This is a genomic window from Rossellomorea sp. NPDC071047, from assembly GCF_050270195.1.
Lineage (GTDB): Bacteria > Bacillota > Bacilli > Bacillales > Bacillaceae_B > Rossellomorea.
The window spans coordinates 433,888-450,357 of record NZ_JBNNJT010000003.1; the positions used below are offsets into that span (position 1 = coordinate 433,888).

General features: G+C 43.5%; 13 protein-coding genes. 5 read left to right on the forward strand and 8 right to left on the reverse strand.

Going from position 1 to position 16,470, the window contains the following annotated elements; translation table 11 throughout:
• Positions 1-432 precede the first annotated feature (432 nt).
• From galT to ACQKFO_RS14095, 7 genes are all read right to left on the reverse strand, one after another.
• Positions 433-1,926: a UDP-glucose--hexose-1-phosphate uridylyltransferase gene (galT, locus tag ACQKFO_RS14065; protein WP_427599430.1), complete on the reverse strand. Its 1,494-nt coding sequence runs from the start codon at positions 1,924-1,926 to the stop codon at positions 433-435.
• 7 nt (positions 1,927-1,933) lie between these two features.
• On the reverse strand, positions 1,934-2,929 hold the full coding sequence (gene galE / locus ACQKFO_RS14070; RefSeq protein WP_427599431.1) for a UDP-glucose 4-epimerase GalE: 996 nt from the start codon (positions 2,927-2,929) through the stop codon (positions 1,934-1,936).
• A complete protein-coding gene (locus ACQKFO_RS14075; RefSeq protein WP_427599432.1) occupies positions 2,926-4,107 on the reverse strand; it encodes a galactokinase in 1,182 nt (393 codons plus the stop codon). The genes galE and ACQKFO_RS14075 overlap by 4 nt, the downstream gene beginning before the upstream one ends.
• A 260-nt stretch (positions 4,108-4,367) precedes the next feature.
• Positions 4,368-6,611 carry an alpha-galactosidase gene (locus ACQKFO_RS14080; RefSeq protein ID WP_427599433.1) on the reverse strand — a complete coding sequence of 748 codons (2,244 nt, stop codon included), beginning with the start codon at positions 6,609-6,611 and terminating at the stop codon, positions 4,368-4,370.
• A gap of 78 nt (positions 6,612-6,689) precedes the next feature.
• Positions 6,690-8,276: a solute:sodium symporter family transporter gene (locus ACQKFO_RS14085; RefSeq protein ID WP_427599434.1), complete on the reverse strand. Its 1,587-nt coding sequence runs from the start codon at positions 8,274-8,276 to the stop codon at positions 6,690-6,692.
• 418 nt (positions 8,277-8,694) lie between these two features.
• Complete coding sequence (locus ACQKFO_RS14090) at positions 8,695-10,113, reverse strand: hypothetical protein (RefSeq protein ID WP_427599436.1); 1,419 nt, start codon at positions 10,111-10,113, stop codon at positions 8,695-8,697.
• On the reverse strand, positions 10,097-10,618 hold the full coding sequence (locus ACQKFO_RS14095; RefSeq protein ID WP_148995487.1) for an RNA polymerase sigma factor: 522 nt from the start codon (positions 10,616-10,618) through the stop codon (positions 10,097-10,099). Before ACQKFO_RS14095 ends, ACQKFO_RS14090 begins: the two co-directional genes overlap by 17 nt.
• Positions 10,619-10,853: 235 nt before the next feature.
• Here ACQKFO_RS14095 and ACQKFO_RS14100 point away from each other — a divergent pair, with 235 nt between their 5' ends.
• The 5 genes from ACQKFO_RS14100 to ACQKFO_RS14120 all read left to right on the forward strand — a co-directional run bounded on the left by ACQKFO_RS14100 (position 10,854) and on the right by ACQKFO_RS14120 (position 15,726).
• Positions 10,854-11,642 (forward strand): ABC transporter ATP-binding protein, encoded by a 789-nt coding sequence (locus tag ACQKFO_RS14100; RefSeq protein WP_427599437.1) that lies wholly within the window; start codon positions 10,854-10,856, stop codon positions 11,640-11,642.
• Positions 11,626-12,381, forward strand: a complete 756-nt coding sequence (locus tag ACQKFO_RS14105) for an ABC transporter permease (RefSeq protein WP_324745540.1) — start codon at positions 11,626-11,628, stop codon at positions 12,379-12,381. Before ACQKFO_RS14100 ends, ACQKFO_RS14105 begins: the two co-directional genes overlap by 17 nt.
• A 67-nt stretch (positions 12,382-12,448) precedes the next feature.
• The gene (locus ACQKFO_RS14110) at positions 12,449-13,444 is read left to right on the forward strand and encodes an aliphatic sulfonate ABC transporter substrate-binding protein (protein ID WP_427599439.1); all 996 of its coding nucleotides are present in this window, start codon (positions 12,449-12,451) and stop codon (positions 13,442-13,444) included.
• 64 nt (positions 13,445-13,508) lie between these two features.
• Positions 13,509-14,099 carry an SCO family protein gene (locus tag ACQKFO_RS14115; RefSeq protein WP_427599440.1) on the forward strand — a complete coding sequence of 197 codons (591 nt, stop codon included), beginning with the start codon at positions 13,509-13,511 and terminating at the stop codon, positions 14,097-14,099.
• A gap of 394 nt (positions 14,100-14,493) precedes the next feature.
• Complete coding sequence (locus ACQKFO_RS14120; RefSeq protein WP_427599441.1) at positions 14,494-15,726, forward strand: helix-turn-helix domain-containing protein; 1,233 nt, start codon at positions 14,494-14,496, stop codon at positions 15,724-15,726.
• A gap of 122 nt (positions 15,727-15,848) precedes the next feature.
• On the opposite strand, the gene ACQKFO_RS14125 is transcribed toward ACQKFO_RS14120, so the two are convergent.
• Positions 15,849-16,451: a TasA family protein gene (locus tag ACQKFO_RS14125; protein ID WP_427599442.1), complete on the reverse strand. Its 603-nt coding sequence runs from the start codon at positions 16,449-16,451 to the stop codon at positions 15,849-15,851.
• Between the last annotated feature and the right edge of the window lie 19 nt (positions 16,452-16,470).

A 16,470-nucleotide genomic window follows, 5' to 3' on the forward strand; every position in this document is an offset into this window, starting at 1 on the left:
TATTTCAGTTGGGGATTTATTTCGTTTAGATGGTAATTATCCATATCATCTGATGATACTTATCCAAGAGCATCTTGCAATTTTCGTCAAACGGCTCAAAAAAGTAGCAAAAGTGGAGCGTATTCTTGATTGCGCCGTTATATCTAAAATATCGCCGTTAAAATCAATATTTCGCCGTTATATTTGAAATTTCGCCGATAAAATCTAATATACGCTGATATATCTGAAATTCCAGATCCTAGATTTGATTTCCGGCCCTAAAAAGTGAGAAAACCGGATCATAAGTCTCCAAATCGAACTCATAAATCACAGAATGTATACTTTTTTTCCTTTTCCACTTAAAAACGACTCTGTTTAGCCCAAGAAAAGTCATTTCCTTCACAAAATAGCCATATGCGTTCTAAACATCGCTAAACTACTACAAAGGTTCTATCAAAATCCAGCCACAAACCTTATAAACGCCTTCTGTCCTTCATCATCCCTCTTAAATACACCAGCATCTTCAAGTACACGAGAGAATTTCTTCCCTAATTCTTCTCTGACGATGCCACCGACATTGTCAATGGTCACTTCGCCTTGGTAACGGTCCTTCAACTGTTCCACCCAAGGCTTATGGTAGTCTGCCACTTCGTGAGTTTCCCCCAGCATGGACTTTTCCACTTCCAGCAGTTCATCTTTCAAGCGGGCCGGCAGAACGGCAAGTCCCATCACTTCGATCAAGCCGATGTTTTCCTTCTTGATATGATGGACATCTTCATGAGGATGGAATATCCCCATTGGATGTTCCTCATTCGTTCGATTGTTCCTAAGAACCAGATCCATCTCATACTTCCCGTTTCTCATGCGGGCGGTGGGTGTAATCGTGTTATGAGGTGTGTCCCCGGTAAAGGCCAGTACCTCAACTTCAGGGTCGCTGTATCCTCTCCACTCTGACAGAATATCCTCTGCTGCATCCAACAGAGATTCCATGTTTTCACTGTTCAAGCGGATCACCGACATCGGCCACTTCACAATCGCCGCTTCCACTTCAGGATGACGGCTCATAGAAAAGGTGTATTCTTTTTCCGCTTTCGCCATGGCAAAGTCATAATGTCCACCCTGATAGTGATCGTGGGAAAGGATAGATCCACCGACAATCGGAAGGTCTGCATTCGATCCGGCAAAATAATGAGGGAACTGATCAACGAAATGAAGCAGTCGCTCGAATCCGGCACGATTGATTTCCATCGGGCGATGGGTTTCCGATAATACAATGCAGTGTTCGTTGTAATAGACATAAGGTGAATACTGTAGCAACCAGCCTTCATCGGCGAGATTCAGGCGGATCATCCGGTGATTGGCACGGGCAGGATGACCGATTCTCCCCTCATATCCTTCATTCTCAATACATAGTAAACACTGTGGATAGATCTGACCCTTTTTCGGCATGGTCTTTTCCAGGGCAATTTGCTTTGGATCTTTTTCCGGCTTGGATAGATTGATCGTAATATCGAGTTCCCCGTATTCAGTATCCACCTTGTAGCTGATGTTTTGACTGATCCGTTTCGTCTGGATGTAATTGCTGTCCTGACTGAGCTGGTAAAAGTAATCAGTTGCCTGTTTGGGATCTTGTTTATAATGGTCGGCAAACATTTGATTGATGACAGATGGACGTGCCACAAAACAGTCCATCACAGTAGCCGTGAACATTTCTTTGTGATCAAACAGATCTTCGATGATTCCATTTTCCACTGCATAAACCGTTAAAGTTTCAAGAAGGTCAGGAATGGAGAAATCGTCGAATGAATCTGTCTTTTCAGTCTTGTACTCTTCCATTTTTAAAAGGGCAAGGATCCGGTTCCTGGCATAGACTTCATCTTCTTTCCCGATCAGTTCCGCCCCTTCCGCCTTTTTCACAATCGCATCAATGGTCAAGAAAATGCTCATCCTAAAGTCACTCTCCCTTTCTATCGTTGTATCCATATGGATGGTTTTCGTGCCATTCCCAAGCATCACCGATCATTTTGGTTATCGAGGTACGGGATGGGTTCCAGCCCAGCATTTCTTTCGCTTTTTCAGAAGAAGCGATCAATTTACTCGGGTCACCGGCTCTTCTTTTGCCGATTTTCTCAGGGATGGGATGCCCGGTCACTTCTCTCGCAGCGTGAATCATTTCTTTTACCGAGAACCCCTGACTGCTTCCCAGGTTGAAAATATTACTTTCCCCGGTACGCTTCAGGTAATCAAGGGCAAGAATGTGGGCTTCGATCAAATCATCGACATGAATGTAATCACGGATGCATGTTCCGTCGGGAGTGTCATAGTCATCTCCAAAGATCGTGATATATTCACGTTGTTCGAGGGCCACCTGAAGAATGATCGGAATCAAATGAGTCTCAGGGGTATGATCCTCTCCGATTTCCCCGCGCGCTCCTGCCACATTGAAATAGCGGAGAGAAACGAACTTGATCCCATATGCCTCATCACACCATCTCATCATTTTTTCCATGGTGAGCTTTGTTTCCCCGTACGCGTTGGTCGGTACGGTCGGCATCTTCTCTGTAATCGGCACCTGCTCAGGCTCCCCGTACGTTGCAGCCGTTGAAGAAAACACAATATGCTTCACACCGAATTCATTCATCAATTCCAGGGTTACCTGGGTACCATACACATTGTTATCAAAGTACTTCAATGGATTCTCCATGGATTCACCCACAAGGGAATTCGCGGCAAAATGAATCACCCCATCAATGCTTTCTCTTTCGAACACAGACCGCAGAAAGTCTTTATCCCTGATATCTCCGTTGTAAAAAACAGCGTCCTCATGAACCGCTCCTCTGTGACCGGTTTCCAAATTATCCACAACAATGGTTCTGTATCCTCGCTCTACAAGCTGAAATACCGCATGAGAACCAACATAACCTGCACCACCCAGCACTAACACATTCATACGATCACCTCTTTGTCTAATTCTGTTGCACCATTTCCAATACTCGCTACATAAAAGGTTGCTTGAAACCCTACGGCATCTTTATATTTTTTTCCTACCCCGTTAATGAAACTCTCCACATAATCCTTTTCCACGATGGCAATTGCGCAGCCGCCGAAACCTGCTCCGGTCATCCTTGCTCCGACTACGCCCTGTTGATTCCATGCTGCCTCTACAAGAGCATCAAGTTCTTTTCCTGTCACTTCATAATCGTCACGGAGCGATACATGGGATTCATTCATCAACTGTCCAAACTCATGAAGCTGTCCGTTTTGTAAAAATTGAAGTGCTTTAAGCGTACGGCGATTTTCGTACACAGCATGCTTGGCTCGTTTTTGTTCGATTTCATTTGGGATCACATGTTTATGGAGCTGGAATTCTTCTTCGGTCAATTCACCCAGGGAACCGATATCCTTCACCGATTGCAGCCTTTTCAGAGCAGATTCGCACTCCGCTCTCCGCTCATTGTATTTGGACCCGGCGAGTTCCCGTCGTTTATTGGAATTCATGATGATAATATTGTGCTGTGCAAGATCAATCGGTGCGTATTGATAGTGGAGAGTGTGAGTATCCAGTAATATGCCGGCTCCTTCTTTCCCCATTCCAATCGCAAATTGATCCATGATACCGCTATTCACGCCGATGAACTCGTTTTCCACCTTTTGACCAGTCTTGACGAGAGCGATCCGATCTACATCCAGTTCGAATAATTCCTGGACCATGACTCCCGTGACGAGTTCAATGGAAGCCGAAGAAGATAATCCCGCTCCGTTCGGAATATTCCCGTAAAAAAGAACGTCCATTCCATTGTTAATGGAATGCTTTGCATCCTTCAAATAACGGATCATTCCTTTCGGGTAATTCGCCCAATCATGCTCTTGAGCATAATCCAGGCTGTCGAGATCAAATTCTATGACTCCTGTATGGTCAAAGTTTAAGGAATAAAGGCGCACCAGGCGGTCTTCTCTTTTTCTGGCCACTGCATATGTGCCGAACGTAATCGCACATGGAAACACATGCCCTCCGTTATAATCCGTGTGTTCCCCGATTAAGTTGATACGTCCGGGAGCAAAGAAGCCACGGTTTGCGTCACTGCCGAAAATATCCTTAAAGCTCCTGAAAAGTTGCTGAACATCCATTCTGATTCCTCCTACTATTTATACCAATCTTTCCGTTAGTTATCGTTCATGTCGCGAGTATTCTGTAGTGAATATCCCAGATGTACTTCTTTAACACAGAAACCGCTTTCAACCTCATGATAAATCAAGCCAGGAAAAAGGTCAATAAAATTTTAGTAAAAGTTTTACTAAGTTACTCTATTGGTTTTCCTTTATTTCAATTAAGGTGTAAAAAAACATCAGACCTCAATCAATCATGGCCTGATGTTAATACAATGTTTTCACTCCACCTCAGATATAATAAAGATCACAGAAGTAAAGTCACCCGACTCTTCGATACCTCCAAGTTGCGTGCCGGAATAGCCGCTATCCAGCTGAATTCCTACATGCATCAGTTCATCTCCGAAATAGGTTCCATCTCGCCCATTAATACGATATTCCTTATCCGGATGGAGCCCCTTCAGTAAAAGCCGTTCATATCCATGATTCGGTTTAGAAAGAACTTGATAATATCCTGCAATCGCCTCTTTTCGATCATTGGACACCGTCATCCAAGAGGTCACGTTTCCATCCCCCTCAAACGGACTGATCAAACGGTAGAAATTCCCGTATTGGAGGGTCTTCCGATGCTTTTTATAAAAATCGATCTGGACTTTTACCTGCTCCGTCTCGTGAACAGTCATTTTCGTCACATCAAGTTCATATCCGAAAACACCAAAGAAAGCAGTATTCCCCCTTGTATCCAGGGATGTGACACGTCTTACCTGATGATTCGGAACCTCCGATACGTGAGCCCCCATTGAGCTTAGCGGATACACCAGTGATGTCCCATATTGGATTTTCAGTCGTTCCACTGCATCCGTATCGTCACTGGTCCAAGCTTGAGGAGCATAGAACAGCATACCCGGATCAAACCTTGCCCCACCACTTGCGCAGGATTCGAATAATATATGAGGAAAAGCGGAAGTCAGCCTATCATACAAATCATACACACCGAGGATATACCGGTGAGGGACTTCCCGCTGACGTCCGGACGGAAGTGCCGCTGAACCAACCTCGGTCATATAACGGTTCATATCCCATTTCACATACGAAATAGGAGCTTTATCCAATACATCCGCCATCATGTCATAAATATGGTCCACCACTTCTTTTCTGGAAAAATCGAGTACATATTGATGACGTCCGTGTGAAGAAGATCTGCCCGGGACATGAATGATCCAGTCTGGATGCTCTTTATAGAGATCACTGACCTTCGACACCATTTCTGGCTCGAACCACAACCCGAACTCCATGCCCAACTGCTTAATTTTCTCCGCAACGGACGGGATACCTTCCGGAAGTTTATCCTCATCGACTACCCAGTCCCCCAGTGAGGTGGTATCGTCATTTCGTTTCCCGAACCAGCCGTCATCCAGGACAAACAACTCCACTCCCATGTCTTTGGCCGTGCGGGCGATCGTTAAAATCTTCTCTTCATCAAAATCAAAATAGGTGGCTTCCCAGTTGTTGATCAGAACTGGACGTGCTTTGTCACGCCACACGCCACGAACAAGCCTGCTTCTGTATAAATCGTGATACTCCCCGCTGAGCCCATTCAACCCGGCATCTGAATAAGCCAGGACCACTTCCGGGGTTTGGAAGCTCTCTCCACTATCCAAAAGCCAGCTGAAATCAAAGGGGTTGATTCCCATAGAAATCCGCGTGACATCATACTGATCCACTTCAACCTGTGCTAAAAAGTTCCCGCTGTACACGAGACTGAAACCATAGACCTCCCCTTGATGCTCTGTCGTTTCAGGGCGTTTAAGGGCCAGGAACGGGTTTTGCTGACTGCTGCTCGTTCCACGAGTACTTGAAATATTTTGAATCCCCTGCTGTAACGATCTCGTTTTCACATGACGTTCCCTTGACCAGCCACCGGATAACTGAACCAGATCAAAAGAAGAATCAGGTAAATCAACCGAACAACTTAATGAACGATCCAGTTGAAGCTTTTGATTCCCGTCATTCACGAATTTCGCTGAACGTACGATCAAGTCACGGTCGTCATAACAGGAATATAAAAGAATAATCCTTGAACCGATCAGCTCATCCCTTAGCGTAATTTCAAGGGTCTCTGCTTCAGAGTCGTTTTCTGAATATGTGGCAGGAAGCCCGTCCAACTCCGGCTTTCCGGGAAGGATCCGATAGCCGTCATAACGAAAATTCGTTATACGGCTCCCATTTTCCTGGAGAATCTGAAAGGCTGGCTCACGGTAATCGGTTGTCCCGTAGCTCGGATATTCCTGACGAAGGAAGTCGAGTGAAAAGGATAAATCCCCTTCATATACACATGAAGAAGTCGCTCGATGCTCCTCTTTGTAAAGGTGGGAAAAATCGTCACGATGACGAACTTTCTTCCCGTAATAGAGATGTCCAAGCTGCCCATTTCTCAGCACATTGAAAATATAGCTGATATTTTTCCCTTGCAGGTGAAATTGTTGGTTGGATTCGTTCACGTAAATGCGTGTATTTTTTTTCAATTGAGGGACCTCCCATTTGGTTGAATATAAAAGAAAACAGCCAGGCAATCACCTGACTGTTTTGTTGTAAACTTCACCCTACGCTCCAATACCTACAGGAGAGAAGACCATATAAATGATAATCATCGCAATCGTACAAGCAATCCCGATCGGGTAGACAATTTTCCATGGTGTCATATCCACCTTATGAGATTCCTGCAACGTATACTCCGTGTCTCTCGGTTTGAACTTCCCGATGACGAGCATCAGTGCGGAACATAAAACGAAAAGAATCCCTAATATGTGCAGGAAGTGAAGACCTGTATCCCAGAATAACTGTGTAATCGCATACAAGGTAATGAACACAAATAGCGAAATTTTCGCTGCAATCGCCGGTACACGTTTCGTCATGTACCCAATAATGATAATCGTAAAGATCGGCACATTGTAGAAACCGTTTACAATCTGAAGATACTGGAAGAAGCCTTGTGGCGCCTTTTCAATGAGCGGTGCCAAAACCATGGCGAAAACCGCCAATAAGACCCCGAAGTACTTCCCGTTTTTAACAAGCTGCTTATCAGAAGCACCGGGTTTCACGTATGGCTTATAAATATTTAACGTAAATAGTGTAACAGAAGAGTTCAGCGCTGAGTTAAATGACGATAAGATCGCCCCGAACAACACAGCTGCGAAGAACCCTACAAGAGGCGTCGGCAAAATCTCATTCACTAATCGTGGATACGCATCCGTCGGCTCAAGATTTTCCCCAAACATGTTAAACGCGATGATCCCAGGCAGAATTAAGAAAAACGGTCCGATCAACTTCAATGCTGCTGCAATCAGAACCCCTTTCTGACCTTCTTTCAGATTCTTCGCGGCAAGTGCTCGCTGCATAATATGCTGAGCTGTTCCCCAATAGAAAAGATTCACCAGAAGCATCCCCGTAAACATCGTACTGAACGGAACGGGATCTTCCGGTTTACCGATTGCATTCAATTTCTCAGGGGTATTTTCCATAATGGTGCCGAACCCTTTAAAGAGGGAACCGTCACCCAGAACAAATAATCCAATAACCGGAATCATCAATCCACCGATCAAAAGCCCGACTCCGTTGATGGTGTCGGAAACGGCAACCGCTTTCAATCCACCGAAAATGGCATACAAGGAGCCAATGATCCCAATCGACCAAACCGTGATCCAAAGTGCCGTTGTACGGTCCACTCCCAGCATTTCAGGAACATTGAAGATTCCACTCAGTGCCACTGCTCCTGAGTAAAGAATTGGCGGCAGTAGGTTGAACACATACCCGAACAAGAAGAGAATCGTAACGATTTGCTTCGTACCAGAGTCAAATCGTTCTTCAAGAAAATCAGGTATCGTCGTGATTCCCCCTTTTAAATAACGGGGAAGTAAATAAAACGCTACAAGAACCAGAGCAATCGCCGATCCCACTTCCCAGCCCATCACCGACATATTATCGGTGTAACCTTGGGCATTCAGGCCGATCAACTGCTCCGTCGATAAATTTGTAAGCATGAGCGATCCCCCGATCACCCAGCCGGTCAAGCTGCGTCCTGCAAGAAAATACCCTTCCTGCGTCCCCAGATCCTCATCCTTTGTTTTCCAATACGAAATCAACGCAACAAGAAGCGTGAAAAACAGGAAGGAAACAATTGTGAATACCATAGTTGAAACTCCTCTCTATCAATCTCTCTTTTTAGCTACTTTATCAAAGCTGAATGAAGACTTTTCTAAATCTTTAAAAACAGTATAACGTGAAAGCGCTATTATAGTAAACATTTTAGTAAATAAAATAATTAAATTTTACTATTATTTTTTACCAAAGATGATCAAAGCTTCGATTTTCGGATAAGAAGATTGCTTAAAAAGCCCACTGTAGTGGAATTTTTTTAAGGTGGTTAGCTTATGGGAGAAATGATGAGAGGATTTAAATTTTCATGAAATATGCTCCAAGTGCAGATGTTATGGATTGGATTTCAGGCAACTGAGGGAGAATTTGTACTTAGAACCCTGTAAAAGAAAGCAAAAAAGACATCCCCTGATCAGGATGCCTCTTCTGACTTTTCATTCATTCTTTAGTCCCTCACCATCCATGATAAACCAACATTCCATTTTTCACCGAGAGTAATTCCCCCGAGTCCCCTTCCTCAACTTTATATGGCTCACCACTCTGAATGACCGTGTCTACAATGGATGCGAATTGATCCCTTGTATATTTTCTTGATCGAAGTGACATCAAATCGATAAAGAGGTCTTTATATTCTATATCAGCTGCAGACACGAGAGAAACGGTCGCTATGATCTTTCTGCCTATAATGACGTGTGACATATCTGAGCTAGGAGTATAGTAGAAGCGTCCTCCGTATTTTTTCGCAATTTCATCATATTCCTTTCCGATTTTATGGATTTCGAAATCACGACTTAGCTTAAACGTATGTCCGTTTGAATCTGTCATGGTAAATTCCATCGGGTATAATTCGTCTTCAGGACTGTCTTGAATTGTATCATCATCTTCTTTCTCAGCTGAAGAGCCATTTCTCGTTCCATCGCTGCTTTCCCGTTCCTTTTCAAGACTCGCTTCTTCTTCCAGACGCTTTTTGTCTTCCACCTCTCCTTTCACCTGATTGAACGTATCTTGTGCCGACTGTATTTCTTCTTTCATATCAGCAGTCGTCTGATTATCCGGCAAAAGGTTAACCTGTTCCATCATTCTCTCTGCTTCTTTTAAGAAATCCTGTTCGTTTAAAGATTGTTCTTCTGCAATATCTTTTAGGTTTTGGATTTCTTCTTGTACTTCTTTATATTGATTGAAAGTTTGATCAATACGATTCACCTGTGTGGAATATTGATTGGTAAAAAACGCTCTAAGTGATGAACTTTCAAGTTTTTGGAATGCCTTTAATTTTTCTGCCAGTTCACTTTTGAGGGAAGCTACCTTTTCTGTCATTTTTTCTTCTAAAGGACTTTTCTCCAGGAGACTGCTCACATCATTAATGTTCTGTTGAAGCCCATTGGCCACGGGAACGATTTGGTTATAATCTTCTATTTCTTTCATCATGGGGATTAATTGTTGACGAAGATCCCTTTCCTTCTCTTCGCTACTTTCTAAAATTTCCTTCTCAGCATTTCGGAGTGAAACTTGAGCCGACTTTAGTTCTGAAGGTTCAATCGTTTTTAGTAATCCGCCTTCTTCCGTTTCTTGCAGGTTCAATTCCATTTCTTCATAAACCGCTTGAATGTTTTTCTCAGCGTCAGCGAATAACTGATTTGCTTTATCTTTGTCTGTTTCGGAAATGATATATACCGTCAAGATTGAAAAAACCAGCAACCCTACAGCTGCAGCGGCAAAGCTTTTAAACCTGCCCTCTTTCCAACCTTTCTTCCGTGAAGACGGAGAAGTTTCATGATGAAGTATGGCTGTATGAATCCGTTCTTTCGACTCGTCATTTAATTGAAGCCGGGGTAGCTTTTTTGATAGATTGTTTTCATTTTGATTCTTCATTTGTATATCCTCCTGTTATGGATTGCAGCTTTTTACACGCACGGTGATAGGTGATCCGTACTTTGTTCTCCGTCCAATTTAGAATAGTGGCCGTTTCTTTTACATCAATGCCATTTATTCCTCTTAATACCAATACATCCCGATAATTAGATTTAAGTTTCTGAATAGTGGTTAGAAGCTCGCGACTTCCTTCATTTAGAAAATAAAGAGATTCTGGTGTTTCTAAAGAAGCGGCTTCATGATCTTTTTGGGAAAAAGAAGTAATGGACCATTTAATCCTCTTCTGCTTTCTAAGTTCATCGAGGGCAAGATTCCTGGCAATGGAATATAACCATGTTTTCGGATTCGCTTTTCCTTCAAACGAATCCACGGAATTCAATGCCCGAATGAATACTTCCTGAACAAGATCTTCCACATCAGTGGAACCCATTCGATATACCAAGAATGTATATATAGGATCACTGTAAAGCCGAAACCAATCTGCGACCAATCTATTGTTGGACATCTCATTCCCCCGCTTTTTTCTTTTTATATATTAGACGATAGTGATTCACCATATATTTCACTTCTTTGAATATTTTTTCATTTTATTTACAAAATGCTCTTGAGGGTTGACAAGCTCGTCATTTATCCATCTCCTCCAAAATAAAGGAAACCTTGACAACCTCCCCCAATATACTATAATTGTATTATTTATATTCCGACTAAACTAATATGAATTATAAGATAAGGGTGATGACATGTTTATACAGATCAACCATCTCAATAAGCAATACCTCGATAAATCAGGAAAACCAACCGATGTACTGAAGGAGATTACTCTCGGGATAGATAAGGGTGAGTTTGTTTCAATCCTGGGACCTTCAGGATGCGGTAAATCCACTCTCCTCTCCATCGTGGCAGGACTGACCTCCTTGACTTCGGGAGAGATTCTTGTAGATGGAAATCCGATCAAAAAACCCGGAAAAGACCGGGGGATGGTTTTCCAGCAAGCGGCACTTTTTCCATGGTTGAATGTGCGTGACAATGTGACGTTCCCTCTGAAAAAAGAGATGTCTAAGAAAGAGGCAAGACAGCAAGCCGCAAAATATTTACATATGGTCCAGCTGGGAAACTATCAGGATCATTACCCTCATGAGCTTTCAGGGGGAATGCAGCAGCGGGTGGCCATTGCACGGGCTCTCTCCATGAACCCGGAAATCCTTCTCATGGATGAACCATTCGGCGCACTGGATGAACAGACCCGCTCCCGCCTTCATCACCAGCTTGAAACGATTTGGATGGAAACGAAGAAAACCGTCCTGTTCGTCACTCACAGTATCTCGGAATCTATTAAGCTTTCAGACCGGATCATCGTTATGGGTACCCGCCCCGGCACGATCTTGGCAGATATCAAAGTGGATCTCCCCCGTCCACGGGATGCCCATAAAGAGGAAATGGTAAAGATCGAAGAACATATCATGAGCTATTTAAAGAAGGAAATCGACAAAGTGATAAGTGAGGAATTGGCCTATGAACACAGCTCTTAAACGTATCATCTTTTTTGCCCTCATTATTGGCCTTTGGGAATCGGGATCACGATTCGGACTATGGACGGAAGTTGTCCTCCCCTCTCCCACTTCCGTTTTCCAGGCCCTATTTACTGGGATTGCCGATCAAACCTTGATCATTGACCTTTTTGCAAGCTTCAAACGCTTATTCATCGGATTGGGGATTTCCCTCGTTATCGGAACCAGCATCGGCGTTCTTCTCGCCAAATCCAAAACGGCCGACGATACACTGGGATCTTTACTACTAGCCTTCCAGAGTGTACCGAGCATTGTGTGGCTGCCACTGGCCATCATGTGGTTCGGCCTTAATGAAAAAGCCGTCATTTTCGTGGTCATCCTTGGAGGTACATTCGTCATGGCACTCAACATTCGAATGGGCATAAAAAACGTCTCTCCCCTTTTTTTGAAAGCAGCTCAAACGATGGGATCGAGAGGTTTGGACTTATTCATTCGAGTCATCTTCCCGGCATCGATCCCTTATGTGGTCACGGGTTCACGCCTTGCATGGGCCTTTGCCTGGAGAGCTTTAATGGCAGGGGAACTATTAAGCACCGGTCCAGGACTCGGCTACACTCTTCGATACGCATCAGACTTTGGTGACATGAGCCTGGTCATTGCCGTCATGATCATCATTGGAGTCATAGGAGCGATTGTGGATCAACTCATTTTCCAGCGCATTGAAAAATCTGTGATCAAGCGTTGGGGATTGGAGTCATAGGCATAGTCGAAAAAATGAGGCAGGTGATGGTGGCCTGCCTCTTTAATAAAAAACAGGAGGTTACAAAATGAAAAAAGCATTTCTACTCATGACGATTTTCTTTACATTCCTAGGTGTTTTGGCAGGATGCGGTACTGAAAAGAGCTCAGGCGGAGACGTAAGTGAAAAGGTCGTCATCGGTTACTTCCCTAATATTAACCACGTTCCCGCTATGGTTGCGAAGGACAAGGGATTTTATGAAGAGCAGTTGGGTGACGGTACAAAGATTGAATACAAAACCTTTCCCGATGGCTCGTCCTTTATGACCGCTTTGAAAACAGGCGAAATTGATGCGGGTCTTGTCGGGCCTGGTCCAGCCATGAACAACTACATGACCGGTGCCGACGTGAAGATCATTGGTGGGGGATCTACTGGTGGAACGGTGGTTCTGGCAAGTAAGGAAAGCGGCGTGAAAACCGTGGACGATTTTGCAGGCAAATCCTTCATCACCCCTGCCGTCGGTTGCACGCATGATGTTCAGGTCGAAACATTCTTGAAAGAACATGGCATTGAATCTCAACGTATCGGTGGGACCATGAAGCACGTAACAGGAAACCCGGCTCAATATGCCAACATGCTGAAATCAGGGAAAGTCGATATTGCCGTAGCGCCGGAACCATGGGCAGCCGTGATTCAACAGGAAACAGGTGCCAACATCATCATCGATCATGACGAAATTTCATTCGGTGAAACACTTCCTGCTTCCGTACTTGTAGCGTCTGGAAAATCCGTGAAAGAAAATCCGGATACGATTCAAAAAATCGTGGACGCTCATAAAGAAGCAACTTCTTTCATCGCTGAAAATCCCGAAGAAGCAAAAGAAATCACGATTAAAGACGTGAAAGACGTAACCGGCCAAGAACTGAGCAAAGAAGTCGTAGATCAGGCATGGGAACGAATCGGTTTCACTTACAAAGTGGACTCCGATGCCGTTCAAGCCTTCGCCGACTCATCCTATGAACTGAAGTTCCTGAAAGAAAAACCGGAATTCACAGATTTAATTGACAAACAATTCATAGACTAACCAGACAAGGTCCGTCCCTCTTTCAATGTGAGGGACGGACCTCTGTTTAGAAGGAGGAAGTGGAGTGGGATTTAAATGTATGATTGCTGCGGTTGCGTTATCTCTTTTCTTCTTGGCTGGCTGCCGGGGGGAGAATGTTGAGGAGTCTTTTCCTATGAAAGTAGAGGTCGGTGATTTGGCTGCCGTGGATCAGAATGGGGAGACTACGTCTTTAGGTGAGCTGAATGAGGGAAAGATTGTGATTGCTGATTTCATCTTTACGAATTGTGATACCGTTTGCCTTCCTATGACGGCGAATATGTCGAAGCTTCAAAAGAAGATAAGGGATGCGGGATTTGATGATGATGTCCAGCTGGTTTCGATTAGTGTGGATCCCGAACATGATACTCCTGAAGTGTTGAAAGAATATAGTGGCCGATATGAAATGGATGATGAGAATTGGAGCTTTTTGACGGGATACTCACGTGACGAGATCGAATCATTCGCCAATGTCTCCTTTAAAACTCCTGCTGCTCAAGTGGAAGGCTCTAATCAATTTGTTCATGGAACTTCTTTTTATTTAGTGAGTGAAAATGGGGTTTTGCTGAAGCAGTATGAAGGGGTGTCCAATCCTCCATATGAAGAGATCATCGAGGATATTGAGAAGTTGAAGTGACCTTTTCGAGTGAAAATCGAGGGGGTTTTTTTATGTGGATTTGCGTATTTAAGCTGGTTTCATATGTTTTTAACCACTAATTCTTTTGAATTAGAAGGTTAATTTCACATATCTCTAATAATAAATCCACTTTCACGGTAGATTAATCCTTATCTGGTTTTTTCAATCCTGATTTCAAGTAATTAATTGGGAATTGGGAAAATTGATCCGATTTTCAAATAATTAATCCTTCTTGTCGAATAATCTTTATTCCTCATGCCCACTCAACCCAATTTCCACCAAAACCCCATGCCATACCACTCATTTAATTTTCACCACTACTCCCAAAGCAGGAAAAACCCCTCCCCCTACCAAATACTAGTCATAAAGGGATTTATAAAAGGAGGGGTTCACCATGCACACAGGGGAGATCATTCGATTTTATAGGGAGAAAGCAGGTCTCACCCAGTCTCAATTGGGGGAAGGTATATGTACAACGACGCATGTCAGTAAGATCGAGAGGGGTAAAACGGCTTATTCAGACGATATCATCTCACTCTTTTCAGAGCGTCTGGGAATCGATATTCATCATGAAATCACCACTTTTCACCAAGTCGAAAAGCAGCTTCAGCTCTGGCATAATAGCATCATCATGAGGAGGATGAATCTCGTGGAACAAATGAAATCCGAACTTGAAAAATCTCCGTTTCTCGAGTCCTCGAAATATGGAGTCTATTATCACTTACTTAGGGCGAGGTACTATCTCCTGCATAATAATGATGACCTCTCTTCAAACATTCTGGATTCCATCCATAGGGGTTCAAGCCCTCTCACAGCCTATGAGACCAATCTGTTCCTTCACGTTCAAGGACTGATCTATATAAGAGACAACACGGATGAAAACCAGCAAAAAGCGTTGCAAGTCTTAAAGAAGATAGATATGGATACATATAAAAATGAAGAATGCTATTATCATATATCGATTGCTTACCACTGTATTGGAAATAAAGTGATGTCCTACTTTTATGCCGGTAAAGCCCTCAGTTTTTTTAAAAAGACGAATAATTACACCGGTGCAATCAAGGCTGAGACCTTAATGCTCCTTCAGTTGAGCAGTGAGATGTATCTTGAATTCGAGGATCTGGTGGAAAGATATAAGAGCCTGATTCAGGACACCGATTCACTTGGGTATTCAGATCAAAAAGGGGCTCTCCTAAATAACTTGGGGTATGAGTATTACAATCGTAAAGAATATGCCCTTGCCAAAAAATGCTTTAAAGAAGCGCTGAATCTGGCGGAAAAAGGGTCAATACCTTATTTGCGGCGATTATGTAATTTTACAGATGCTTGCATTGAAGGAAATCTCGCAAATTCAAAACAGATAAAGAAACATATCCAACACGGCCTATCAGAAAGCAAAAGCGCAAACAGCACCCAATTCACTACCTTATTTGAACTTTTTTCTCTCCGTATGGACAATAAGAGCGATGACTACTTTTCTTATCTCGAAAACAAAGCACTGCCCTATTTTTTTGAAACGAAAAATGTGTTGTTGATTGAAAGGTTCGGGAAGGTGTTATATGAATATTACGTAGGATCCGAGAAGTTTAAAAAGGCGGTTCAATTATCGAATCAATTAATGAAATAATATGTGACCGTCGCGGTGCCAGGCACACCTGTCATAACAAGTGTACCCGGTACAACATGATGGATTTGTACCTGGTACACTAAAAATAAAACCCTGGAATCCCTCCCAGGGTTTTTGATTACTTATTCATGAAGCGTCCCTTCACCTTGCTCCGCGTTGAACGTCCAATTCACTTGCAGGGCATCTCCCTGGAATTCATTTTGGTCTTCTCCGTTATTCACGAATTCGAACAGAACTATGATTTTCTCTTTGCCACCTGCCGGAATACCATCAGGAACGATTTCACTGCCCACGAATGTGTTCATCGCAGTAAGATCAGGTGTTTGATCCTTCAGTTCATATAGAGAAGTCTCCACTATTGGTGAATACGCGCTTCCCTGATTGTACATGATGGTCACCTTTATATGCTTGGCTAAGTCATCTGCGTTTGCAGCTCCATTCAGCATGGCATCGTCAACTGTGTAGCTCGTCCCGAGTAGCACTTTGTAGATATCCAGTGTCCCATTGTTTTCCAATGTGAATTCACGCTGGATTTCATCCCCAGGCTTGATGTTTTCTACATTGACGACGACTTCCGGGTTCACGGCCAGATCCAATGTACCCGCTGCGAATGTATTCTGAGTCTCAACTGTGTCGCTAAAATATGCGTATGTACCTCCACCCATTAATGAAAATCCTAATGCTGCCGTTAATACTCCCTTGCTTACCTTCTTTGCAAAACTCATGTTTTTCTTCCTCCCTTTG